Here is a 24,787-nt window from a genome sequence, read left to right as displayed (position 1 = left end):
GTTAGAATATTCAGTATAGCTAACTAGATTAAATCCATTATCCTGGAAGGTGAGGCTAATGTTAGAAAGTAATCGCACTTATAAGCAAACCATACAAGTGGCTGATTCAGCTTATTACAATAATCGTGAATTGAGCTGGCTGGCCTTTAACAAGCGGGTGCTGGAAGAAGCTGTAGATACGAAAAACCCTTTGCTTGAGCGATTTAAATTTCTAGGGATTTTCAGTTCGAATCTGGATGAGTTTTTTATGATTCGGGTAGCGGGGTTAAAAGATCAGGTGAAGGCTGGATTTAATAAACCCGAAAACAAAGCAGGCTTAACTCCTACACAGCAGCTATTCTCTATCTCCAAACAAAACCACAATCTTGTCAAGCAGCAGTATGATACGTATATTCACACACTTCTTCCCGAATTACAGAAATACGGTGTGGAAATCATTACCATTGAAAAGCTGGAGAAATCAAATCTAGATAAGCTTGAACAGTATTTTGACGAGCAAATCTTTCCCGTATTAACTCCTATGGCTATCGATACCTACCGGCCGTTTCCTATGTTGATGAATAAAAGCTTGAACTTAGCAGTCGTCCTTTCAGAAAAGTTAAATGATGAGCAGCAAATTGCCGAGATAAAAGGAAGACTAGCTATCGTCCAAGTACCTTCGATGCTAACGCGCTATATTGAAATAGCTACGTCAGATTCTACCCGTCTATTTATATTGCTAGAGGATGTGATTGCCTATTTTATTAAAAAATTGTTTAAGGGGTATCACGTTTCTTCCGTTTCTCAATTTCGAATTACACGCAACGCAGATATGACTATTCACGAAGAAGACGCTCAAGATTTACTAAAAGAGATTGAAGAAGAGTTGCAGAAGCGAAAATGGGGAGCGGCTGTTCGGCTTGAGATTAAGAGTCCATATGATCTGGGTGTACTAGCGTATTTAAAGTCAGTCCTTGAAATTGACGATGAAGATGTGTATGAGATCAACGTACAGCTGGACTTAACCAGTTTATTTTCATTTTATAGATTACTTAAATCTACGCATGAAGAGCTCGCTGAAAAAACCTTTATTCCTAAGCTTACAACAGAGTTACACCCGGATCAAAATGTTTTCGACCAAATGATTCAAAGAGACATCTTGCTTCATCATCCTTATGAATCGTTTAAGCCGGTACTTGATTTTGTGAACTGTGCAGCAGACGATGAAAATGTGCTAGCTATTAAGCAGACGTTATACAGGGTAAGCGGAGATTCTCCCGTTATTAAAGCATTAAAAAGAGCGGCTGCAAAAGGTAAACAAGTGACGGTACTAGTTGAACTAAAAGCAAGGTTTGATGAAAAGAATAATGTGCAATGGGCTAAAGAGTTAGAGCGGGCAGGATGCCACGTGATATATGGAATGACGCATTTAAAAACGCATGGTAAAATTACGCTCGTGATGAGAAGGGAAGGAGAGCATATTAAGCGATTTGTTCATCTTGGTACTGGGAATTACAACGATGCGACGGCAAAGATCTATACGGATATAAGTCTTTTCACTGTCAACCGAAACATCGGGATAGATGCGGCCAATTTTTTTAATTACTTAAGTGGCTATACGCAAAAACCAGTATATCATCATTTATCCGTTGCACCATTTGATATAAGAAATGATTTTTTGCATCTCATTGATAAGGAAATCCATTATCACAGACGGTATGGCAATGGAAGAATCATTGGGAAGATGAACTCATTGACGGATAAAATTTTAATTATGAAGCTATATGAAGCTTCTATAGCGGGTGTGACAATCGAACTCATTGTTAGAGGAGCATGCTGCTTGCGCCCTCAAATTGAAGGCGTTAGCGAGAATATAAGAGTAAGAAGCATTGTGGGACGATTTTTAGAACATAGCCGAATTTATTATTTTCATCATAATAAACAGGAAAAGTTTTTCTTTTCATCTGCGGATATGATGACAAGAAATATGGTGAAACGAGTAGAAATTTTATTTCCTATCTTGGATACACATTTGAAAAAAAAAGTGTGGAAGTGGCTTAAAATTATGCTTGCTGATAATGTAAAAGCACGAGAACAAGATTCAGAAGGGAATTATCATTACGTCATAAAAAAAGAACATGAGCTCTCTATTAATAGTCAAGAGATCTTTTGTCAATATGCTCTTTGCGACGATGAGGAATAATATAAAAAAAGCCGAGTGCTCGGCTTTTTAGTCATGTTATTATCTAGGAATGGGACCAACAGGACCGTATCCAGGTCCGTAATATGTGTTATAGACAGGAGCACCGCCTCCATAGCCGGCACCAGGGTAGCCTCCTCCAGGAAATCCACCTCCAGGAAATCCACCTCCAGGAAATCCACCGCCGTAAAACGGAACCGGATAAGGATAAGGTGGTGGACAGCACCCAGGTCTGCCTCCAAAACCGCCAACAGCTAGTCCGCCAAGCAGCCCACCAGCTAAGCCAGCAACAAAAGGAAATCCAAAAAAGCGCTCGTCACCATTTGGAATATTACGATATCCTGCATAGGGATATTGATAGTACATAATTTAACCTCCTTGTCAGTTGTCTTTGTAGTGTATGGCTGAACGAAAGCTTTTGAGCCTGGTTTATTTCTTTAAGACTAGAATTAGGCGGTCATGATCAGCTAAAAAAAGACAATCAACATAAAAACGCCCTGTAGGGGCGTTTTTATGTTTTTTGCAAGGTGAAAAGCGTAATTTCAGGCGTAGCTAAAAAACGAAAAGGAATGCGCGTGGTTCCTAAGCCTCTATTCACATAAAGCTTCATTTTAGAATCTCCAACTTCGTACATTCCTTCAGGGTAAACCGTCCCAAAGGGCGGTGTAATCAAAGGGCCGTAAAAAGGAATTTGAATTTGGCCTCCATGACTATGGCCGGAGAGCTGAAGATCCACTGGGAAAGGAGCTGCTTTGACAGCAACGTCAGGTTCATGAATCATAGCAATAGAAAAGATATCCGGCTGTAATTGCCCTAGCGTTCCCTCATATTGTGGATTCCCAAGCATAATATCATCGAGTCCACAAATGTGAATGTAGCTTTTATCAGGCATGGACACCGTGTCAACTTCATTTACTAGAAGTCTAAATCCTGCGTCTTCAATGGCTTGTTTGTAGATGTTTGTTCCATACCCTCCATGATCATGGTTTCCATATATTGCGTATTTTCCAAGAGGAGCCTGAAGCCTTTGTAAAATCGGGGGGATTCTTTCTGGATGCGGGTATTCATTAGGTACATCCATTAAATCTCCAGTAAACAATATAATAGTAGGCTTCAAATTATTTATGGTTACCATAAGCTGTTCTAGTTGTAATAAATCATAAGAGAGTCCAAGGTGAATATCACTAAATTGTAAAATTTTTATTCCGTTAAAGCTTTTCGGAATGTTTTTAGAAGTAATTGTATGACGAACAATTTGCAGACGTCTAGGCTCAATATATTTGGCATATGTATACCCAAAAGACGTGGTGAGCAAAGACCCTAACGAAATGGACGCTAGTCCTTTCAAAAAAGATCGTCTTGTATACGTCTTTTTCATGCAAAATCAACCTATTCCTTATAGTTTTCAAGTTTTCATTATAGCATTGTTTTTTTTATCATCACAACGAGAAGTCTGCTTTTAAGTTAAATAGATAAAAGTTTCACTTTATTCAGAAAAAATAGTAAAATAAAAGTTGTAAAACACTTATGTTTTGGGGAGGAAGATAAATTGAAGAACAAGGTCGTAATTGTTACTGGCGGTTCAAGTGGAATGGGAAAACATATGGCGAAGCGATTTGCAGAACAAGGTGCTCATGTGGTAATCACAGGCAGGTCAGCCGATCGATTACAAGAGACGGAAAATGAAATTAAAACATTTGATGGACAGGTACTTTCAGTGGTGATGGATGTACGCAATCCAGAAGATGTGGAACGAATGGTTCAAGAAACAGACAAGGCATTTGGACAAATTGATTTTTTAGTTAATAATGCTGCAGGCAATTTTATATGTGCAGCTGAAGATTTATCCATTAACGGATGGAACAGCGTAATTAATATCGTATTAAATGGTACATTTTATTGCAGTTCCGCAGTAGGAAAATATTGGATCGATAAAGGTGCAAAAGGAGCCATTACAAACATTGTGGCTACATATGCCTGGAATGCAGGAGCAGGTGTTATTCATTCAGCTTGTGCCAAGTCAGGAGTTTTAACCATGACGCGCACGCTCGCAGTAGAGTGGGGAAAGAGATATGGTATACGGGTGAATGCAATTGCGCCGGGGCCAATTGAGCGAACAGGAGGAGCCGATAAATTATTTGAGTCAGAAAAAATGAAAGCGCGTACATTAAATTCTGTACCATTAGGACGCCTTGGAACTCCTGAGGAGATAGCAGGATTAGCTAGTTTCTTATTCTCCGATGAAGCGTCTTATATCAATGGTGAATGCATCACAATGGACGGGGGACAATGGCTAAATCAGCATCCTTTTTAAGCTTGGATACGCACTAAAAAGTATAAAGCAAACCGAGAAGGACTAGCAAAATTATGCTATTCGTATTATACTAACGTAAAGTGAACAAGGAGAGGGGAGAGTTGAGTGGACCCGTTAGATGTATTAACAAACATAGAGAAAACTCTTCCGTATTATCAAGCAATTTTTAGTGCAGATGGACATAGAGTAATTGGCTATGAAGTGTTGGCGAGGTTTCAAGATGAAGGGGAAATTAAAAGTCTCGGCCCATTCTTTCATGATGATGCGATTCCGGATGAATATCGCATAGAAGTTGATTATGCTGTTTTAACACAAGCGCTCGAGCATATGTTGACCCAGGAAGAACAATTTTTAATTTTTATTAATCAGAACCCTAATTTATTAATGAACGATCATGGAGAATCCTTGCTAGAATTATTGCAACTTTTCGAAAATAAAGGATTATCGCTTGATCGAATTGTTCTTGAGATTACAGAACACAATTTTAGTGGAGATTTGGAATCACTTCAACACTTACTAAAGTATTATCAAACATATGGTATTAAGATTGCAATTGATAATATAGGAAAAGAAAGTAGTAATCTAGACAGGATTGGGTTGCTTTCACCAGATATCTTAAAAGTAGATTTACATATTCTAAGACAAACAGACATGGCGCAGTCGTATCAAGACGTATTGTATTCTTTATCTCTGTTAGCAAGAAAAATGGGTGCTACGCTTCTATACGAAGATATAGAAGCCTCCTATCAGCTGCAATATGCATGGAGAAACGGAGGCAGGTATTTTCAAGGTTATTATTTACATAAGCCGGCTGCTGAACTTGTCGATCCGGACATCTTAAAGGATAAACTAAAGGAACGTTTTGAAATGTATATCGCTCACGAAAAGAAAAAGCTGCTTGCTGTTTATCAGCTGACAGAACGCTTTCAAGATAAAATGCAGCAGGTAATGACAAAGTGCAGAAAGCTAGAAACGTATGACGAGATGCTGCCTGTTATTGCAGAAGAACTATCCAACGTGTGTTTTCGCCTTTACATCTGCGATGAAAATGGATTTCAAAAGTCTTCTAACTATGTAAAGAAAAACGAGGATTGGATTCTTGAGCCTGAATATGTAAAGAAAAATTGGAGCTGGCGCCCATATTTTCTTGAAAATATTATTCGAATGAGCTATGAAAAAAAAGGCATACTATCAGATTTGTATAATGATATTGAAACAGGCGAGAATATCCGAACGTTTTCGTATCCAATTGATAATATGCACTATATATTCCTTGATATTTCATATTCTTTTTTATACGAAAGAGACGTTTTGTAGAGAATAAATAAATAGAAGTTAAACCGGCAACTAGCAAAAGTGGTTGCCGGTTTTTTATGTTTTTTTAAAGGAGAACGACAGTCGGCTATAGAGATATGCATAGGCAGGGGAAATTTCGGAATTCTAATAAAAAAGAAGCTAAGGAGCTGATTTAATTTGAAGAAAATATGCTTACTTGTCTTTTTGCTGATTGTCTTGTACTCAGGAAAACCTGTTCATGCAGAAGTGTCAGGAGAGATTAGGCATGAAATCTTTATAAATTTGCAGGACGCTTATCAGGCTCAGCTAAGAGCTGCGTCTGCCCATACTAATCAAGATGCAGCTCGTGAGCTGAAATTGTTTTTGGATGATGAGTATGCATCTGTATTTTTTAACGAGGCTCTCTTACAAAAAACTCAAGGTTATGTCGGAGAGGGACCTGAATATTTAACACACTACATCCCTTTCTTTTCTTTCGATGAACAGACGAAGGTAGCTCTTCATTCCGACCAAAATAAAGCTTATGTCTATCAATTTTTTCCGGCTGTGCATAATGAACGGGTAAAATACCAAGATCATTATGAAATGATCACTTTAGTAAAAAAACAGGGGAAATGGAAAGTGCAAAAGCTTATATATAGTAAGAAACACTCAAAATAGCCGAGGAAAGCTTATTTTGAGTGTTTCTGTTACCCGATGTTAAGAAGCTTCTCAAGCGCTTGAAGGTCAAATCCTCTGATAATTTCCTGGTCAACACGAATGGTCGGAGTGGAATAAGACTCTAACTCAGTAGTCATTCGTTTTCGAGCAGAAGCATCTTTAGATACGTCAAATTCTTTATAGGAAACGTGGTGATGCTGTAAAAACTGTTTAACAATTTCGCAAGGTGGGCAAGCTGGTTGTGTGTACAACTCTATAGATCTCAATGAAAGCACCTCCCTATATCAAAATGAATGATGTTAAAGTAGAATAAAGTTTTGTATGATACATAGTATATCGCTATGTTATTATAATAAAAAACGACATATATCGCTATAATAAGGCATTTTCTTATGAAAAATCACGTAAAGTACTTGTGTTTTTTTAGTATGTGGCATATAGTGAAATGGTGTCTTTTAAGTATTAGTTTAGATAAAGGATTTATTTGAATTGATATTGTAGAAAAGTCGAATGCGTAATGATGTAATAGGTGAAAGGAGAGATTATATGTCACAATTACAAGGTATTTTAACTCGTCTTGTGAATCTCCGTGAGCAAGCAAGTGGAAGTGAAGCGCCACAACGCTTCTTCGAAGTAGAGGGAAAAAGAATTTGCAGCGTGAAATATCATGCAAAAACTGAAACATACGAACTTGAAGTATATCAAGATGGTGAAAAGCCAGCCGTTTATCAATTTGATAACGTTGATATGATTGCAATTGAAATTTTTGAACTTATTCATTAAGGGATAAAGCAAAGCGAATGCCGCAAAGGATTTTATACTTTGCGGCATTTTTTTGTTGCTACGTATGGAGTTTTTGCGGTGGCTTCCGCCCTATTTTCCCGAGAAATATCGACAAAGTGATAGCAGATTTTCTGATAAATGGAAGGAACGGGTCGAATGCTGTAAAAAAATAAAAATAAAAAATTCAGATAATTATGAACTTTCGTTGACACTTGTTTCAAAAAAATCTAGACTTAACATATAAGGGAGAACATCGAGTGTGTCTGCTTCTATTGCCTCTTAAAGATTCGCATTTACGTAAGCAAGCTATTTTCATTTTGTAGCTTGTTCTTTTTCTCTTTACACACGTGGAAGTTATGAGAAATGGAAGGAGAATGTATAAATGATTGATATTGATCACAATCAGTTAAATCAAATTGAACTTCGAGATTTGCTTGTCACTTCTGATAAAGTTGCTCATGTTCAAGTGGGAAATAATTTAGAACATGCTTTGCTTGTGTTAACAAAGACTGGCTATACGTCCATTCCCGTATTAAATCCAAGGTTTCAGCTGCAGGGGTTCGTGAGCATGACACTTATTTTAGATTCGATTTTAGGATTAAAGCGCATTGAATTTGAACGATTAGAAACCATGAAAGTAGAAGAAGTTATGAATCAAAATGTCCCTCGTGTCTCCATGAAAAAATCCGTATTAAAAGTCATAAATGCCATGATTAACCATCCTTTTTTATGCGTAGAGAATGAAGATGGTATTTTTGAAGGGATTTTAACACGAAGAAATTTGTTAAAGTCATTAAGAAGACAGTCCCTTATTCTCCCGAAGGAGTCATTTCAATAATTTTTTTAAGAAATCGTGTTTCAGCCTATCTTTCTGCGTTTTTTTCTTATATGATAAAGGTAAAATGAAAGTAAAAAGAGGCTTGAAAGGAATAACTGAATGCAATTAATAGAATGTCGAATGCTCGTTGTATTAGCTCAAGAATTAAATATGAGAAAAGCTGCAGAGAGATTATTTGTATCGCAACCAGCTTTATCACAGAGGCTGCAAACCATTGAAAAAGCATGGGATACACAAATCTTCATTCGTTCGCAAAAAGGACTGTCATTAACGCCTGCTGGAGAAAAGATTGTTCAATTTGCAAAAGAAGTGGTAGAAAAAGAAGATCGGGTTCGCGAGGACTTGCATCATTTAGATAATGAAGTATATGGTACACTCAAATTAGCGGTGGCTTCGATTATTGGACAGCACTGGCTGCCGGCGGTGTTAAAACGCTATATGGATCGTTACCCACATGCTAAAATCTCTCTTGTAACCGGCTGGAGCAGTGAAATGCTTCGCTACCTGTACGAAGATGAGGTACATATTGGAATCATACGCGGAAACCCGGATTGGAAGGGTGTCAAAGAACATTTGTTTACAGATCCTCTTTACCTAGTTGATTCAGAAATTGAAAGGGCAGCGGAAGTAGTAAATACTCATCGACCATTTATTCAATTTAAAAGTGACTCAACGTATTATCAAGAAATTTTAGAATGGTGGCATCGAGAGTTTCATACTACACCGAAGCGTACGATTGTAGTGGATCAGATTGAGACGTGTAAGCAAATGGCTTTAAATGGTCTTGGCTTCGCTATTTTACCATCGATTGCTATTAAAGAAGCTGGAAGCCATATTCACCGGACGCCGCTTCTGAAAGCAAATGGAGAGCCAATTACGCGAGACACTTCTTTAGTTGGATATGAATCAGCTTTTAAACTGAAGCAAGTTCGAGCATTTGTTGATATTGTACGTGAATATGTAAGAGAAACGGTCTAAAGCGAGCCTGGATGCTCGCTTTTTTTATTTGCAATCGTTATCTTTTTATTAAAACGATAATGAAGCTTGTCATTGTGAAAGCATTTTGTTACATTAAATGAGACATTGCTTACTTAGGAGGAATACATAATGAAAATGATGGATGCTAATGAGATTATCTCATTTATTCAAAACAGCACAAAATCAACACCGGTAAAAGTTTACGTAAAAGGTGAAGTAGAAGGAATTGACTTTGGTTCATCTTCTAAAACATTCGTAACGGGTAACACAGGTGTAGTATTCGGTGAATGGAAAGAGATTAAAGCTGCTATTGAAGCAAACGAAGGAAAAATTGAAGACTACGTAATTGAAAACGATCGCCGCAACTCTGCGATTCCTTTATTAGATATGAAAGGAATTAAAGCTCGTATTGAGCCAGGCGCTATTATTCGCGATCAAGTTGAAATCGGAGACAACGCTGTTATTATGATGGGTGCATCTATTAACATCGGTTCTGTAATCGGTGAAGGAACAATGATCGACATGAACGTAGTACTTGGTGGTCGTGCAACAGTAGGTAAAAACTGTCATATCGGCGCAGGTTCTGTATTAGCTGGTGTTATTGAGCCACCTTCTGCAAAACCAGTTGTAGTAGAAGATGATGTAGTAATCGGTGCTAATGCTGTTGTTCTTGAAGGTGTAACAGTAGGTAAAGGCGCCGTAGTTGCTGCAGGTGCAATTGTGGTAGAAGATGTAGCTCCTTACACAGTAGTAGCAGGTACGCCGGCTCGCGTTATTAAAGAAATTGACGAAAAAACAAAGTCTAAAACAGAAATCAAGCAAGAATTGCGTCAATTAAACGAAGAATAAGAAAAACGATCAGTTTACGCTTTTTCTTTGCTGAATTAATAGGTTTTAGCGATTGGGATACTGAATCCTTAAACGTATCATATGGACAAGTTGGAAGCGTGGGCAACCACGCTTTCTTCTTTATTTCGTGAGGAGGACATACACATGGCTGAAAATGAATTTGTGAAAATAAGAAGAGAGCTACATAAAATTCCTGAATTAGGGTTTCAAGAGGTGAAAACACAGCGTTTTTTGCTTGATTATATTAACACTCTTCCGCAAGAGCGCTTAGAAGTAAAGACGTGGAAAACAGGACTCTTTGTTAAAGTACATGGTACAAACCCAACTAAAACAATAGGCTACCGAGCAGATATTGACGGTCTTCCTATCACGGAAGAAACGAATTATTCTTTTCAATCACAGCATGAAGGACTCATGCATGCCTGCGGACATGATATGCATATGGCCATTGGGCTAGGTGTACTGACTTACTTTGTTCAGCATGAAATCAAAGATAATGTATTGTTCATCTTTCAACCTGCAGAAGAAGGTCCAGGAGGAGCACAGCCGATGCTCCAAAGCGATATCATGAAAGAGTGGCTTCCAGATTTCATCTTCGCCCTTCACGTAGCTCCTGAATATCCTGTTGGGTCGATTGCACTGAAGGAAGGGTTACTATTTGCTAACACGTCTGAGCTATTTATTGATTTAAAAGGAAAAGGCGGGCATGCTGCTTATCCACATACAACAAATGATATGGTAGTTGCTGCATGTCAGCTCGTTTCACAGCTTCAAACTATTGTTGCTCGCAACGTTGATCCGCTAGACAGCGCTGTAATTACAGTAGGGAAAATTCAAGGCGGGACGGTTCAAAATATTATTGCGGAGCGAGCTCGCATAGAAGGAACCATTCGCACGCTATCTCCTGAATCAATGACGCGTGTTAAAGAACGAATTGAAGCGATTGTTAAAGGAGTAGAAGTAGGGTATCAGTGTGAAACAGCCATTGATTATGGCTGTATGTATCATCAAGTATATAATCATCATGAAGTCACGCGAGAGTTTATGGAATTTACCAAAGCGCAAACGGACGTGCATGTGATTGAATGCAAAGAAGCAATGACAGGAGAAGATTTTGGCTATATGCTAAAAGATATTCCTGGATTTATGTTTTGGCTTGGTGTTCAGTCTGAATATGGGCTTCATCATGCAAAGCTGCAGCCTCATGAAGGCGCAATAGATACTGCGATTTCACTTATTACAAAATATTTTGAACATAAAGGCAATCAATAAATCGTATAATCATTTTTCCTTATGGCTAAATTAATACCATGAGGAGGTGGGCAACGATGGCACGAATTGGTGTAGAATACGGTTTAACAGATGTACAGGCTGCACTTCAGCAGCTCGGACATGAAGTGGTACAATTACGCAACGAAAGTGATGCACAAGGGTGCGATTGCTGTGTTGTAACAGGACAGGATTCAAACGTAATGGGGATTTCTGATGCAGTAACGCAAGGCTCAGTTATTACAGCTAGCGGATTAACGGCAGAAGAAATTTGTCAGCAAGTAGGCAACAAGGTACAAGGATAAAAGAAAGCCGAAGGAATAAATCCTTCGGCTATTTTTTATGCATGCTGAGGCTGCTTGGCATCTTCAGGCTGCTTTTTATCAATATTTACTTGATGAGGGAACGGAATATCAATACCGTTTGCGTCAAACGCTTCTTTAAACTCTTTGCGAAGCTGACGTTCAACCCCCCACTGTTCACCGTTTTTAGCTTTGCCAACTACACGAAGCACAACGTCCGATGCGCCTAAACCTTGAACTCCTATCACGCTTGGTCCTTCTACAATGTTTTCATTTGTTGCAGCAACGCGCTCGCATACTTTTTCTAGTACGGAAATTGCTTTGTCGATGTCATCATCATACGAAATGCCAATATCAATCAACGCGCGCATATTGCCTCGAGAATGATTGCTTAAGCTTGTAATTTCACGGTTAGGCACATAGTGTAAAGTTCCATCAAATCCGCGAATTTGAGTAGTACGAAGACCTACTGATTCCACAATTCCTGAGAAACTTCCGGTTGTTACATAGTCGTCAACATCCAGCTGTTTTTCAAGAAGTAAAAAGAAACCTGTTACAACGTCGCTAACCAGTCCTTGAGCACCGAACCCGATTGCTAGACCCACAACTCCGGCACCAGCTAATAGAGCTGTGGCATGGATATTTACTGCTTCAAGCAGCATAACGATAAAAATAAAAATAAGTACATATGAAAACACGTTAACGGTTAAACTTTTGAGTGTGAGCATGCGTCCGCGCGTAGTATTTTCGCGCTCGCCCATTTTTTCAAAGGAACGTTCAATAACTTTTTTACCAATTGCTCGTACAAGTAAAAATACAATGGTAATGGCAATAAGTTTTAACACAATAACTCCAGCATTGGTAAGAAGCTGTTCCCAGTTGATGTCTTGCATCTTAAACATTAGTTGTTCATCCTTCCTATGTTCTGTTTCAATATTAATAAGTGGGAATTTATTCTGTGGAAAAGATTTTGTAAGAGTATGAGCACATTTGTTTATTCCCGATATTAGACATGCTAAACTGAGAAGGTAAATAAATGCAACCCTTTTATAGCATTTTTTTGCTGAAGTCAGGGTTTAATTTGCCCTAAAGGCGGGCATAACAACTATGTTACCATTATAAGATGTTGTTTAAATTCATTCTTAATTAATATTGACTAAAAAAACAATATCCATTATAATGAAAACCGTTATAACAGTACATAAGTGAGAATGTTTTATACATTTTCTCATTTAATAATTATTTGGAGGGATCATGTATGCCAGAACGTATGGTAGGTAAACAAGCTCCACGCTTTGAAATGGAAGCTGTATTATCAAACAAAGAATTCGGTAAAGTTAGCTTAGAAGAAAATATTAAAAATGACAAATGGACAGTATTATTCTTCTATCCAATGGACTTTACATTTGTATGTCCAACAGAAATCACTGCACTTTCTGACCGTTATGATGAGTTTGAAGATCTTGACGCAGAAGTAATCGGTGTTTCTACAGACACAATCCATACACACTTAGCTTGGATCAACACTGATCGTAAAGATAATGGTTTAGGTGATCTTAAATATCCATTAGCAGCTGATACAAATCACGTTGTTTCTCGTGAGTACGGCGTTTTAATTGAAGAAGAAGGTGTAGCACTTCGCGGTTTATACATCATCAGCCCAGAAGGCGAATTACAATATTCAGTTGTAAACCACAACAATATTGGCCGTGACGTTGATGAAACTTTACGTGTTCTTCAAGCGTTACAAACTGGCGGACTTTGCCCAGCTAACTGGAAACCAGGTCAAGCTACTTTAAACGCGTAAGCACAACGTTTAAAAGGTCTAACGTCCACGTTAGGCCTTTTTTTCATCGGATAATAAAGAACATATAGTCAATAATAGTGAAAATAAGGGAGGCTTTTATTCATGAAATTACGTCAGCCAATGCCTGAGTTAACAGGCGCTACAGAATGGTTAAACGGAGAGGTTACAAAAGAGCAGCTAATTGGCGAAAAGCCAACGCTTATTCATTTTTGGTCAGTAAGCTGTCATTTATGTAAAGAAGCAATGCCTCAAGTAAATGAATTTCGCGACCAATACAAAGATCAATTAAACGTAGTAGCCGTTCATATGCCGCGCTCTGAAGATGATTTAGACTTAACAAAAATTAAAGAAGTAGCAGCAGAACATGATATTACGCAGCCAATTTTTGTAGACAGTGAACATAAATTGACGGATGCATTTGAAAATCAATATGTACCGGCATATTACGTATTTGACAAAACAGGTCAGCTACGCCACTTCCAAGCTGGTGGAAGCGGTATGAAAATGCTTGAAAAGCGCGTGAATCGTGTATTAGGCGAGAACGAATAAATACAGGCAGTTGTAACAGGTGAAAAGCATTCGATGCTTAGTAGAACTTGCATCGAATGGTTTTCTTTTTTGTGTGTAGGAAGTAACTGATAAAGGAAATATAAAAATGTGGATTTTTTCTTGTGAGTTTACACCATACTAACACTAACAACATGATAGGAAACTTACTATTGGAGGTAATTTACATATGAAATTAGGCATGATTGGCTTAGGGAAAATGGGAGCAAATTTAGTATTGAATTTACTCGATCATAACCATTCTGTGGTAGCATTCGATGTGAACAACGAAGCAGTACAGAAAGTATCAGAAAAGGGAGCAGAAGGAGCTTCTTCCATCAAAGAATTAGTGAGCAAATTAGAAAAACCACGCATTGCTTGGGTAATGGTTCCGGCTGGAGAGCTCACAGAAAAAGTAATTTCTGAGCTTCAAGAACTACTTGAAGAAGGAGATATGATTATCGAAGGCGGTAATTCTAAGTATAAAGATTCTGTACGACGTGCTGCAGCTTCTGCTGAAAAAGGAATTCACTATTTTGATGTTGGAACAAGCGGCGGAATGGAAGGTGCCCGAAACGGTGCTTGTATGATGATTGGGGGAGATAAAGAAGCATTTGCTACAATCGAACCTATTTTCCACGACATCAACGTAGAAAACGGCTATCTCTATTCAGGTGCAGCAGGAAGCGGTCATTTCTTAAAAATGGTTCATAACGGAATTGAGTACGGCATGATGCAAGCAATTGCTGAAGGTTTTGATGTGTTAGAGAAAAGTGAATTTGACTATGACTATGAAGCCGTAGCCCGCGTATGGAATAATGGCTCTGTTATTCGCTCATGGTTAATCGAATTAATGGAACGTGCATTTTCAAAAGATGCAAAACTTGAGGGGATTCGAGGAGTAATGAACTCTTCTGGAGAAGGAAAGTGGACAGTAGAATCAGCATTAGATTTACAAGTGCCAACGCCAGTTATTGCTCTATCCTTAATGATGCGCTATCGCTCACTTGAAGATGATACGTTTACAGGTAAAGTAGTAGCCGCTCTTCGCAATGAGTTCGGTGGACATGCAGTAGAAAAACAATAAAAAAAGAGGCTGGGACAAAAGTATTTTAGTCCAAGTGACAAACGAACCACTAATCAACATATTTGATTGGTGGTTCGTTTTTTTGTTATGGTGAATAGGTTTTGTGTATTCCATTTGTTCTTCTTTAGATTGGATTCATTTAGCTATATTCCAACCTCTTTTTTATGACTATTTACCTTTTTTTGATAAAATATCTAAAAATTATGGTAATTTATTTCGGGAACCGATATATTTAAATATGTGTGGCACATTTTAGCTAAAGGAAAGGACGGGGTATATGGGAACGTTTAAAAAACTAAAAGATTTTTATTTGCCGTACCGAATGTACTTTTTTTATTCTGCTATTTGTTTGTTATTTGTCACCTCCATCACTGTGATTTACCCTATTGTGCTGCAATATACGATTGATCATATTGTGTTGGGAAAACAATATCAGCTAGTCGATAATGTAGCATTTATTTTTATTGGACTGATGATTGTCAAAGGAATCTTTACATATATTCAGCAATATTACGGCGACTTATTTGGAATTAAGTCCGTGTATACTCTTCGCAATAAACTTTACCGCAAACTTCAGTATTTACCGTTTTCTTACTATGACAATGCTAAAACAGGGGACTTGATGTCCAGGTTGACAGCTGATGTAGAAGGATTTCGTTTTTTTCTATCTTTTGGCTTCTCAGAATTAATTCGCTTCGTTATTTTACTTACTGCCAGCTTTTCCGTTATGTTCTATTACTCTATTTCACTCACTCTGGTCACAATCTGCCTGCTGCCTTTTTTGGGGGTAGCTGTTTATCGTTTTGATAAACGCGTTCATCCAGCGTTTCGCTTAATTCGCCAATCGTTTGGGGAACTTAATACAAATGTTCAAGAAAATATAAGCGGCATACAGACGGTCAAATCATTATCAAGAGAAAAATTTCAAACCTCTAAATTTAACGATTCCAACGGAGTTTATAAAAATCGAAACATTGAAACAGCGAATGTGTGGGCAACATATTTTCCCCTAATGGAGTTTATAGGAAATTTATCTATTGTTGGTCTCCTTGCGTACGGAGGAGCGCTTGTTATGAACGGAAGCGTACGTCCTGGAGAGCTTGTTGCTTTCTTTAGCTTAACCTCTTATTTGATGTGGCCTATTATGAATCTAGGGTTTGTTATCAATATGTTTTCACAGTCTAAAGCTTCAGGTGAAAGGCTGCTAGAAATTTTAGAAGAAGAAGAAAAAGTCCATGAGCATGCCGGAAGCTTCTCTATTAATGGAACGGTCGAGTTTCAGAATGTTAGCTTATCCTATCCAAACGAGGATAAAAAATCGCTTGAGAACATATCGTTTTCTGCTTCTAAAGGAAAAGTCGTAGGTTTAATTGGAGCAACTGGAGCCGGCAAAACAAGCTTAACACAGCTACTCACGAGGTTTTACGAACCGACTTCAGGACAAATCTTAGTTAACCATCGTCCGATTAAAGAGTATCCGCTCTCTGTTCTTCGGAAAGAAATTGGATTTGTACTTCAAGAAACGTTTTTGTTCTCAAGCAGCATAGGAACCAACATCTCTTATGGCGTACCAGGTATTTCTAGAGGAGACATTATTGATGCTGCAAAACGAGCGCAGGCGCATGATTTTATAATGGAGCTTCCAGATGGATATGACACGATGCTAGGAGAGAGAGGACTGGGGTTATCAGGCGGGCAAAAGCAGCGTATTGCGATTGCACGAGCGCTTATCTTAAATCCTAGTATTCTAGTATTAGATGATGCCACCAGTGCCGTTGATATGAAAACAGAAAGAGAAATTCAATTGGCTTTAAAAGAAGTGATGAAAAATCGTACGACGTTTATTATCGCACACCGCCTTTCTTCCTTGCGACATGCCGATGAAATCTTGGTCTTACATGAAGGTCACATAAAAGAGAGAGGAAGCCATGAAACGCTCATTCAAAAGCAAGGGATTTATAAAAACATTTATGACATTCAATATGAAAGCAGTACGTCGGTGATGAACGTATAACAAGGGAGGAATAGAATGGAAGTCGAAAAAAATAAAGTTGTGCGAGAGCGCTTTTATTATCAAACAGATCAAATCATTGATAAGATGTTTAACTGGAAGCAAATGGCCCGCTTGTTTCGTTATCTTCATCCATATCGAAAAAACTTGCTTCCTTTCTCGTTTCTTATGGTCATTATCACGACGGTCATTAGACTCGCTATTCCTATTTTGATAGGTGTATATACGCTTGATCATGCCGTAAAAGACAAGAATAGCACGCTGCTCATGCAGTTAGTTTTCATAATCTTTAGTTTGTATATTCTATCTTATATTGCGAATGTCTTTCGAATTAAATGGATGAACCAACTCGGGCAGCACGTTATATATGATTTAAGAAAACATTTATTTACCCACGTTCAAGGGCTGTCGCACCGGTTTTTTGATACGCGTTCAGGAGGCTCTATTCTTGTAAGGATTATGAATGATATTAACTCTCTTCAAGATTTATTTACTAACGGGGTAGTTAATCTGTTTATGGACCTCTTATTGTTAGTTGGGATTGTAGTTATATTATTTTCTCTCAGTCCTACTTTGACATGTGCTGTTTTAGTCATTTTACCGATTATGTTCTTGATTTCCACAAAGCTGAGAAGAAGAATTCGCCGGTCATGGCAAGTTGTTCGTATGAAGCAGTCAGTATTAAATTCACATTTAAATGAGAGTATTCAAGGCATTCGCGTCACTCAATCATTTGCTCAAGAACAAGAAAATATGCTGTTTTTTGATCGCATAAACAGTGAAAATTACGAGAGCTGGAGGCAAGCTACTCGAAAAAATGCCATGTTTCGACCGTTTGTAGAACTCACAAATGCTGTCGGAACGGCCATTTTAATTTGGTTCGGCGCTGTACTTATTCAAGATGAACGGCTAACAATTGGTATTTTTGTATCATTTGCTTTTTATCTTGGGATGTTTTGGGAACCGATTTCTCGTTTAGGGCAAGTGTACAATCAATTATTAATGGGAATGGCTTCATCCGAGCGTATTTTTGAATTTCTAGATGAAAAACCTCTCGTCGCAGATTTGGAAACCGCTACGTCTTTAGAGGATATGAAGGGGAAAGTTGAGTTCAAGCACGTCTCATTTTCTTATGATGGGAAGCGGAAAGCTCTAAACAACGTATCAATTGAAATAAAAGAAGGACAGACGGTTGCTTTAGTGGGGCATACTGGATCTGGAAAAACGTCCATTGCTAATTTAATCACGCGTTTTTATGATGTGAACGAAGGACAGATTTTAATTGATAATATGCCTATTCAAGACATTACGTTAGCGAGTTTACGAGCGCAAATTAGTATTGTGCTGCAAGAAACCTTTATTTTTTCAGGAACCATTACGGAGAATATTCGTTTTGGAAAACCCGATGCTACCGATGATGAAGTGATTAAGGCCGCAGAAGCGGTAGGGGCTGCAGATTTTATAAAGCGTTTGAAAAAAGGTTATGATACGGAAGTAGAAGAGCGAGGAAACGTCTTATCGGTGGGAGAGCGTCAATTGATCTCATTTGCTCGAACGCTGTTGGCTGATCCTCGTATTATCATTTTAGATGAAGCGACAGCAAGCATCGATACAGAAACAGAAGTAAAGATTCAACAAGCGCTTAAAACGCTGTTAAAAAACAGAACGGCCATCATGATTGCTCATCGGCTATCTACTATACGAGAAGCAGATAACATCATTGTATTAGATCACGGAAGCATTATTGAGACAGGGAATCACGGGGAACTTATGCAGCAAAAAGGCGTATATTATTACCTTGTTCAAACCCATGCTACAGCTTAAAAAAACAGAGGGAGCTGATCCTTCTGTTTTTCTATGAGAAATAGTAAAGACATATAAGTGTTGTTAACGGGAAAATGAGGTTGATACAAAAGAATTGTGGTAAAATAACGGTAGTTCAGATTTTTTCCTGTACATAATGGAGGAATTCAAATGAAAAAGGAATTTGCAGTCATCGGATTAGGTAGATTTGGTGGAAGTATTTGTAAAACATTAAGTGATCAAGGAATGGAAGTTCTGGCGATTGATATTGATGAAGAAAAGGTAAATGAGTATGCTAACGTTGCTTCGCACGCAGTAGTAGGCGATTCAATGGATGAAGCGGTTCTAAAAAGTTTAGGAATTCGTAATTTTGATCACGTTATCGTAGCTATTGGTGACAATATTCAGGCGAGTATTTTGACGACCCTTATACTAAAAGAGCTGGGCGTTGAAAAAATAACGGTAAAAGCGCAAAATGATTATCATGCCAAAGTATTATCAAAAATTGGCGCCAATTTTATCGTGCATCCCGAACGAGATATGGGACGAAGAATTGCCAATAACATGATTTCAAACAGCGTGCTGGATTATTTAGAGCTATCTGAAGAACACAGCATTGTCGAATTAGTAGCGAGTAAAAGAATGGCTGGCAATACGCTGATTGAGTTAGACATTCGTGCGAAATATGGCATTAACATTGTAGCCATTAAGCGTGATCGAGATATCATCGTTTCTCCTCAGGCGTCCGAAACGATTCAAGAAGGGGACGTGTTGATTGTTATTGGAGCAGATGCAGATATCAACCGCTTCGAAAATAAATTTGCCAGTGCCTAATAAAAAAGAGCAGATGCAATTGCATCTGCTCTTTTTCTTGTATTAAACCTCCATAATGATTGGTAAAATCATTGGACGGCGCTTTGTTTTTTCGTAAAGGAATGGAGCCAATGTGTCTGTGATTTCATTTTTAATCTCAGACCATTGTGACGTACGACGTTCCATCACTTTGTTCAAGTGTTTTGTAATGAGGGACTGTGCATCATTAATTAAGTCACCAGATTCGCGCATATAAACAAAACCACGAGAGATAATGTCTGGACCAGCAGCGATCTTGAAGTCTTTCATATTGATGCTTACAACGACAATAACAAGACCTTCTTCAGATAAAATGCGGCGGTCACGAAGTACGATATTTCCAATGTCACCAATCCCGCTTCCGTCAATATATACAGAACCTGAAGGGATTTTGCCAGCTACTGAAGCTTCGCTGTCGCTTAAAGCTAGCACCTCTCCATTATCCATAATGAAGCAGTTTTCTTCAGGAACTCCACAGTCTGTTGCAAGTTTGATGTGCATTTTCTGCATGCGATACTCACCGTGAATTGGCATAAAGTATTTTGGTTTCATTAGGCGAAGCATTAGTTTTTGCTCTTCCTGTCCACCGTGTCCAGAAGTATGGATATCGTTTAGAGCACCGTGAATGACCTCTGCTCCTGCACGGAATAGCATATCAATTGTTTTGCTAACACTTACTGTATTTCCTGGAATAGGTGAAGATGAGAATACAACTGTATCTCCAGGGATAATTTGAATTTGGCGGTGAGTACCATTTGCAATTCTAGATAGCGCTGCCATCGGTTCACCTTGGCTGCCCGTACATAAAATAGTCACGCGGTTAGCTGGAATTCGGTTAATTTGAGAAGGCTCAATGAACGTATCTTTTGGACATGAAATATATCCAAGCTGTTGGCCAATCTCAATAGCTGCTTCCATACTGCGTCCGAATACAGCAACTTTACGGTTATGCAATACGGCTGCTTCCACTACTTGCTGTAAGCGGTGAATATTTGAAGCAAACGTTGCAAAAATAATACGGCCGTCTACTTTACGGAAAATGTCATGAATGCTGTCACCTACGCGGCGCTCAGACATCGTAAAGTTAGGAATTTCACTGTTTGTACTGTCTGAAAGCAAGCATAGAACGCCTTCTTTCCCGATTTCAGCCATTTTTGTTAAGTTAGCCGGTTCGCCCACTGGTGTAAAATCAAACTTGAAATCTCCTGTATGTACGATTTGTCCGTTTGGTGTTTTTACCACAATTCCGTAAGAATCAGGAATACTGTGAGTTGTGCGGAAGAACGTTACCGATGTTTTACGGAATTTAATTACGTCATCTTCAGTAATTTCATGAAGCTGAGCTGTACGAAGCAATCCATGCTCGTCTAATTTGTTGCGAAGAAGCCCAAGGGCTAATTTCCCTGCATAAATAGGAATGTTTAATTCTCTTAATAAGTAAGGAATTCCGCCGATGTGATCTTCATGACCATGTGTAACGAAAAGGCCACGGATTTTATCTGCATTTTTTACTAAATAACTGTAGTCAGGAATAACGTAGTCAATTCCTAAAAGCTCATCTTCAGGGAATTTAATTCCTGCATCAATAAGAATAATTTCATCTTGAAACTGTACGGCATACGTATTTTTACCGATTTCGCCTAGGCCACCCAGGGCGAAAACTGCCGTTTGATTATTTTTTACAAATTTCATTTTCATCATATCTCCAATACTTTAAAATCTTCATGCTGTTGTTCATATTCTAGATAGTCTCCAGTCACTGCTTGAACAAACTCAATATTAATTGAACGCGCTTTTAACTTTTTACGAACGTCACGCTCAGAATCTGCGTTCACATACACTGTTTTTGTATTTTCACGTACAGCTACTTCACTCATTTTTTCTTGAAAATAAACTTTAAAAATCATAACAAAAATCTCTCCTTAATTCCGAAATTCAAATAACTTATTTTATTATATTATAAAATGTGTATGTATTTCATGTATTTTCTAAAGAAACTTGCTTTCACTACATTTTAGTCATCTAAATATAACAAGTCAATTAATTATAGAATAATATTAATAGGAAACGGATACAAGACTATATTTTCCGGGCGTATAAAAAATAAGGGCTATTCCATTGTACGATGCAGACACACACTCTGCAAATTTTACAACAGAAAGCCCTAAAAAAATCGGTTATGCCATTGTTTTTTTACGCAATAATTCATTCCAGCGTTTTAGCAGCCTTTTTCGAAAATCTTTTAACATGATTTTTCAGCTCCTTTGTTTTTTTTGCGATACCTGCCTGTCTCTCTCTGTACTTTTATTATATGATGAAAAGGGAGAGGTTTCTCGTGGTTAAATATGGAAAAAATGTAAATAGGGACGTCCATTTATAGAGAAACTAGTACTTGTTTGATATAATTGGAAAGGCTTAACAAAGAGATAAAAAATTATAAAAAATAAGGTGATAAACGTGGAACGAAAGATTATTTTTTTTGATATTGATGGAACGTTATTGGATCATGATAAAAAACTGCCTGCTTCTACAAAAAAAGCTGTTCAGCTGTTAAAAGAGCAGGGTCATGAAGTGGCAATTGCAACTGGAAGGGCTCCTTTTATGTTTAAAGATCTGCGTGAAGAGTTGGATATTCAAACATATATTAGCTTTAATGGTCAGTACATTGTTTTAAATGGAGAAGTTCTTTACAAAAACCCGTTAAATAAAGAAGAGCTTCAAGATTTAACGGCTTTTGCTGTTGAGCATGATCACCCTGTCGTGTACATGGATCATGAAGATATGAAATCAAACATTGAATTTCATGACTATATCGAATCCAGCATCAGCACACTGAAAATTGGATTTACCCACCCTCACCACGATCCTGCTTATTTCAAAGAGCGTGAAATTTATCAATCCCTCTTATTCTGCACAGCGGGAGAAGAAGCTCCTTATGAAGAAAAGTTTAAGAAATTTGACTTTATTCGCTGGCATGAATTTTCAACTGATGTTCTGCCAAAAGGTGGATCAAAAGCGCGAGGGATTGAGACCATGATTGAAAAGCTTGGCTTTGACAAAAAAGATGTATATGCATTCGGAGACGGCTTAAACGATATCGAAATGCTGGAATTTGTCGGAAATGGTGTAGCGATGGGAAATGCGGAAGAAGTCGTGAAAGAAGTTGCTAATCTTGTTACAAAAGATGTAGCAGAAGATGGTATTCTCCACGGATTAGAGCTAGTAGGATTATTAAAATAAGAAAAAACGCGAGCTCTGGCTCGCGTTTTTTAGCGTTCATATGGAAAAGCATTTTCAGGTTCTTGAAATGGATTCTCTTTATTGATGTAATCATAAAACATAATTCCGTCTAAATGATCGATTTCGTGCTGGAATACGACAGCAGGAAGGCCCTTCAAACGAATTTTCACTTCTTCGCCTTCAAGCGTTGTGCCTTTTACTGTGATACGTGCATATCGAGGAACAAATCCTGGGATATCTTGATCGACAGACAAGCAGCCTTCACCGCCTGTAAGGTATGTCTTTTCAACTGAGTGGCTAATGATCTTAGGGTTAAATAATGCATAGCTGTATAGCTTGCCTTTTTCATCCGTAACGTGTACCCCAATCATTCGTTTTGATACATTGATTTGAGGAGCGGCAAGCCCGATACCAGATCGCAGTCCATATTTAGCAGCAATTTCAGGATCTTGGCTGTTTTTTACATATTCTAATAAGCTATGTAAAATCTTTTTGTCTTCTTCAGAAGCAGGTAACGGTACTTCTTTTGCTACTTCTCGCAGCGTTGGGTGTCCGTCTTGAATAATATCATTCATTGTAATCAACTTTCACATCTCCCTAGGCTATTTTATAGGTATAAAGTGTACCAAATCCGTATAAAAAAGTCATTACCTCGACCTTGACTACATAAATGTTTCTACTAATTATATGTATCAAACATATGGAAAAACATGCATATGAAAAAATAAAAGCGACCGTTAGCCGCTTTTATTGTATAATTACCAGCCGCCACAGCTGCAGCCGATAATAACTAATAAAATGAACAGTACGATTAATAACACAAAACCTTTATTAGAACCCCCGCAGCCATATCCACCATAACCCAACATAATATAACCTCCCGTAGTTATCAATCCCAAGGTAAAAAGTAATAAACTCCCTTTTTTTCACGATTGGGTTAGTATAATATATTAAAAGGTGGAAAAAGGGTGTAGATAAATTGCTAATTTCCTACAAAAATTGTATAATGACCCATGAATAAGGGAGGATTTACCAGATATGAAATGCGTCGGAAGATATATAGTTATCGGCATTGCTGCTATGTCACTAGCAGGCTGTGCAGAAGGCTCATCGCCTGAACTTGAAGTATATAATGGATTAGAAAAAGTGGTAGCACAAGAAAAGCAATTTGCCGATCAGCAAAAACCGTTAGCTGACTTAGAACAGCAAGAAAATGCGATATACGACCAAATTATTGAGCTAGGGATTAAAGATAAAAAGAAAATAAAAAATAAAGCGCAAAAAGCGCAGCAGTTATTAGATGAGCGTGAAAGTAAATTACAAAAAGAAGAAAAAAGCATCAGCGCTTCGCAAAAACAATTTGAAGCGACAGAGCCGAAGATCCAAAAACTAGAGGACGGCAAAGCAAAAGAAGAGGCGCTTGAACTATCTTCGTTAATGAAGAAGCGTTATAAGGCCTACCAGTCCTTACATGATGCCTATTTTCATTCCATTAAATTAGATCGTCAGCTATATATGCTCTTTGAAAAAGACAATGTAAAATTAGAGAATCTTGAAACACAAATCGCTTCGATCAATGCTACCTATAAAGAAGTTGAAAAGAAAAAAGAAACGTTCAACACATTAACAGCTGACTATAACAAAGCCAAAGAGGATTTTTATAACAAAACAAAGTTAAAAGTGAAAAATAGCGAGGATAAATGAAGAGGCCTGTGAAGTTTACAGGTCTTTTTTTTGGCTGAAAAGGAAGGTTTTCTGAAATAAAGAAAGAGTTTCGACATGATTCAAGTAAAAATTACAAAAGGTTATTGTTTTAAAAAATCGTTTATTTGTGGCAAGATAGGAGATGTGCAGACGTAAAAAAAGAGAAGGTTATTATAAAACATATAATACAGTTTGTGTCTGTGTAATAGTACAGCATGTCTTTTTTATGTGTTTTATTTCACAAACTAAAAAAGCGTAATTTCTTGATG

General features: G+C 37.9%; 26 protein-coding genes. 18 read left to right on the top strand and 8 right to left on the bottom strand.

The features are described 5' to 3' along the window. Nucleotides 1-58: 58 nt before the first annotated feature. Nucleotides 59-2,182 carry an RNA degradosome polyphosphate kinase gene (locus SB717_RS02580; protein ID WP_410903140.1) on the top strand — a complete coding sequence of 708 codons (2,124 nt, stop codon included), beginning with the start codon at nt 59-61 and terminating at the stop codon, nt 2,180-2,182. 39 nt (nt 2,183-2,221) lie between these two features. Here the strand turns inward: SB717_RS02580 and SB717_RS02575 are convergent, their stop codons facing one another. Together SB717_RS02575 and SB717_RS02570 are read right to left on the bottom strand one after the other, a co-directional pair. Beyond that, complete coding sequence (locus tag SB717_RS02575; RefSeq protein ID WP_074678454.1) at nt 2,222-2,545, bottom strand: hypothetical protein; 324 nt, start codon at nt 2,543-2,545, stop codon at nt 2,222-2,224. A gap of 145 nt (nt 2,546-2,690) precedes the next feature. Beyond that, nucleotides 2,691-3,557: a metallophosphoesterase gene (locus SB717_RS02570; protein WP_074678452.1), complete on the bottom strand. Its 867-nt coding sequence runs from the start codon at nt 3,555-3,557 to the stop codon at nt 2,691-2,693. 171 nt (nt 3,558-3,728) lie between these two features. Between SB717_RS02570 and fadH the strand changes: the two genes are divergently transcribed. From fadH to SB717_RS02555, 3 genes are all read left to right on the top strand, one after another. Beyond that, nucleotides 3,729-4,493 carry a 2,4-dienoyl-CoA reductase gene (gene fadH / locus SB717_RS02565; RefSeq protein ID WP_074678450.1) on the top strand — a complete coding sequence of 255 codons (765 nt, stop codon included), beginning with the start codon at nt 3,729-3,731 and terminating at the stop codon, nt 4,491-4,493. 105 nt (nt 4,494-4,598) lie between these two features. Beyond that, nucleotides 4,599-5,810: an EAL domain-containing protein gene (locus SB717_RS02560; RefSeq protein WP_074678448.1), complete on the top strand. Its 1,212-nt coding sequence runs from the start codon at nt 4,599-4,601 to the stop codon at nt 5,808-5,810. Nucleotides 5,811-5,966: 156 nt separating this feature from the next. After that, nucleotides 5,967-6,449, top strand: coding sequence for a DUF3993 domain-containing protein (locus SB717_RS02555; protein ID WP_410903139.1), 483 nt, complete (start codon nt 5,967-5,969; stop codon nt 6,447-6,449). Nucleotides 6,450-6,478: 29 nt separating this feature from the next. Here the strand turns inward: SB717_RS02555 and SB717_RS02550 are convergent, their stop codons facing one another. Further along, nucleotides 6,479-6,715 (bottom strand): glutaredoxin domain-containing protein, encoded by a 237-nt coding sequence (locus SB717_RS02550; protein WP_013056034.1) that lies wholly within the window; start codon nt 6,713-6,715, stop codon nt 6,479-6,481. A 280-nt stretch (nt 6,716-6,995) separates the two neighbouring features. On the opposite strand from SB717_RS02550, the gene SB717_RS02545 reads away from it, so the two are divergent. The 6 genes from SB717_RS02545 to SB717_RS02520 all read left to right on the top strand — a co-directional run bounded on the left by SB717_RS02545 (nt 6,996) and on the right by SB717_RS02520 (nt 11,471). Continuing rightward, on the top strand, nt 6,996-7,232 hold the full coding sequence (locus tag SB717_RS02545) for a YkuJ family protein (RefSeq protein WP_013056035.1): 237 nt from the start codon (nt 6,996-6,998) through the stop codon (nt 7,230-7,232). A 382-nt stretch (nt 7,233-7,614) separates the two neighbouring features. Continuing rightward, a complete protein-coding gene (cbpB, locus tag SB717_RS02540; RefSeq protein ID WP_074678444.1) occupies nt 7,615-8,070 on the top strand; it encodes a cyclic-di-AMP-binding protein CbpB in 456 nt (151 codons plus the stop codon). Nucleotides 8,071-8,169: 99 nt separating this feature from the next. Continuing rightward, the gene (ccpC, locus tag SB717_RS02535; RefSeq protein ID WP_013056037.1) at nt 8,170-9,048 is read left to right on the top strand and encodes a transcriptional regulator CcpC; all 879 of its coding nucleotides are present in this window, start codon (nt 8,170-8,172) and stop codon (nt 9,046-9,048) included. Between the two features lie 129 nt (nt 9,049-9,177). Then, nucleotides 9,178-9,897, top strand: coding sequence for a 2,3,4,5-tetrahydropyridine-2,6-dicarboxylate N-acetyltransferase (gene dapD, locus SB717_RS02530; protein ID WP_013082280.1), 720 nt, complete (start codon nt 9,178-9,180; stop codon nt 9,895-9,897). 144 nt (nt 9,898-10,041) lie between these two features. Beyond that, nucleotides 10,042-11,169: an N-acetyldiaminopimelate deacetylase gene (locus SB717_RS02525; protein WP_410903138.1), complete on the top strand. Its 1,128-nt coding sequence runs from the start codon at nt 10,042-10,044 to the stop codon at nt 11,167-11,169. 56 nt (nt 11,170-11,225) lie between these two features. Continuing rightward, the gene (locus SB717_RS02520) at nt 11,226-11,471 is read left to right on the top strand and encodes a YkuS family protein (RefSeq protein WP_013056040.1); all 246 of its coding nucleotides are present in this window, start codon (nt 11,226-11,228) and stop codon (nt 11,469-11,471) included. A gap of 35 nt (nt 11,472-11,506) precedes the next feature. Here the strand turns inward: SB717_RS02520 and SB717_RS02515 are convergent, their stop codons facing one another. Then, complete coding sequence (locus tag SB717_RS02515; RefSeq protein ID WP_074678440.1) at nt 11,507-12,370, bottom strand: mechanosensitive ion channel family protein; 864 nt, start codon at nt 12,368-12,370, stop codon at nt 11,507-11,509. Between the two features lie 356 nt (nt 12,371-12,726). Here SB717_RS02515 and SB717_RS02510 point away from each other — a divergent pair, with 356 nt between their 5' ends. The 6 genes from SB717_RS02510 to SB717_RS02485 all read left to right on the top strand — a co-directional run bounded on the left by SB717_RS02510 (nt 12,727) and on the right by SB717_RS02485 (nt 19,556). Beyond that, nucleotides 12,727-13,275, top strand: coding sequence for a peroxiredoxin (locus tag SB717_RS02510; protein WP_013082283.1), 549 nt, complete (start codon nt 12,727-12,729; stop codon nt 13,273-13,275). A gap of 102 nt (nt 13,276-13,377) precedes the next feature. Then, complete coding sequence (locus tag SB717_RS02505; protein ID WP_045292727.1) at nt 13,378-13,824, top strand: TlpA family protein disulfide reductase; 447 nt, start codon at nt 13,378-13,380, stop codon at nt 13,822-13,824. A gap of 187 nt (nt 13,825-14,011) precedes the next feature. Further along, nucleotides 14,012-14,908, top strand: coding sequence for a phosphogluconate dehydrogenase (NAD(+)-dependent, decarboxylating) (gnd, locus tag SB717_RS02500; protein WP_074678438.1), 897 nt, complete (start codon nt 14,012-14,014; stop codon nt 14,906-14,908). A gap of 277 nt (nt 14,909-15,185) precedes the next feature. After that, nucleotides 15,186-16,922, top strand: coding sequence for an ABC transporter ATP-binding protein (locus SB717_RS02495; protein ID WP_182004114.1), 1,737 nt, complete (start codon nt 15,186-15,188; stop codon nt 16,920-16,922). 15 nt (nt 16,923-16,937) lie between these two features. Continuing rightward, the gene (locus tag SB717_RS02490) at nt 16,938-18,743 is read left to right on the top strand and encodes an ABC transporter ATP-binding protein (protein ID WP_182004112.1); all 1,806 of its coding nucleotides are present in this window, start codon (nt 16,938-16,940) and stop codon (nt 18,741-18,743) included. A gap of 150 nt (nt 18,744-18,893) precedes the next feature. Then, on the top strand, nt 18,894-19,556 hold the full coding sequence (locus SB717_RS02485) for a potassium channel family protein (protein WP_074678432.1): 663 nt from the start codon (nt 18,894-18,896) through the stop codon (nt 19,554-19,556). Between the two features lie 42 nt (nt 19,557-19,598). Here the strand turns inward: SB717_RS02485 and rnjA are convergent, their stop codons facing one another. Both rnjA and SB717_RS02475 read right to left on the bottom strand, forming a co-directional pair. Then, complete coding sequence (rnjA, locus tag SB717_RS02480; RefSeq protein ID WP_013056048.1) at nt 19,599-21,266, bottom strand: ribonuclease J1; 1,668 nt, start codon at nt 21,264-21,266, stop codon at nt 19,599-19,601. Nucleotides 21,267-21,271: 5 nt separating this feature from the next. After that, complete coding sequence (locus tag SB717_RS02475; protein ID WP_013056049.1) at nt 21,272-21,481, bottom strand: DNA-dependent RNA polymerase subunit epsilon; 210 nt, start codon at nt 21,479-21,481, stop codon at nt 21,272-21,274. 550 nt (nt 21,482-22,031) lie between these two features. Here SB717_RS02475 and SB717_RS02470 point away from each other — a divergent pair. Next, nucleotides 22,032-22,814 carry a Cof-type HAD-IIB family hydrolase gene (locus SB717_RS02470; RefSeq protein ID WP_182004110.1) on the top strand — a complete coding sequence of 261 codons (783 nt, stop codon included), beginning with the start codon at nt 22,032-22,034 and terminating at the stop codon, nt 22,812-22,814. A 29-nt stretch (nt 22,815-22,843) separates the two neighbouring features. Here SB717_RS02470 and def read toward each other — a convergent pair whose 3' ends face one another. Together def and SB717_RS02460 are read right to left on the bottom strand one after the other, a co-directional pair. Further along, entirely contained in the window at nt 22,844-23,398 is a 555-nt protein-coding gene (gene def, locus SB717_RS02465) for a peptide deformylase (protein WP_013056051.1), read from the bottom strand. Between the two features lie 174 nt (nt 23,399-23,572). Then, nucleotides 23,573-23,683, bottom strand: a complete 111-nt coding sequence (locus tag SB717_RS02460) for a YjcZ family sporulation protein (protein WP_016763434.1) — start codon at nt 23,681-23,683, stop codon at nt 23,573-23,575. A 169-nt stretch (nt 23,684-23,852) separates the two neighbouring features. Between SB717_RS02460 and SB717_RS02455 the strand changes: the two genes are divergently transcribed. Continuing rightward, nucleotides 23,853-24,518, top strand: a complete 666-nt coding sequence (locus SB717_RS02455) for a YkyA family protein (RefSeq protein WP_410903137.1) — start codon at nt 23,853-23,855, stop codon at nt 24,516-24,518. Nucleotides 24,519-24,787 lie beyond the last annotated feature (269 nt).

The organism is Priestia sp. SIMBA_032 (genome assembly GCF_046535215.1).
Lineage (GTDB): Bacteria > Bacillota > Bacilli > Bacillales > Bacillaceae_H > Priestia > Priestia aryabhattai.
This window is presented reverse-complemented; position numbering and strand designations above follow the sequence as displayed.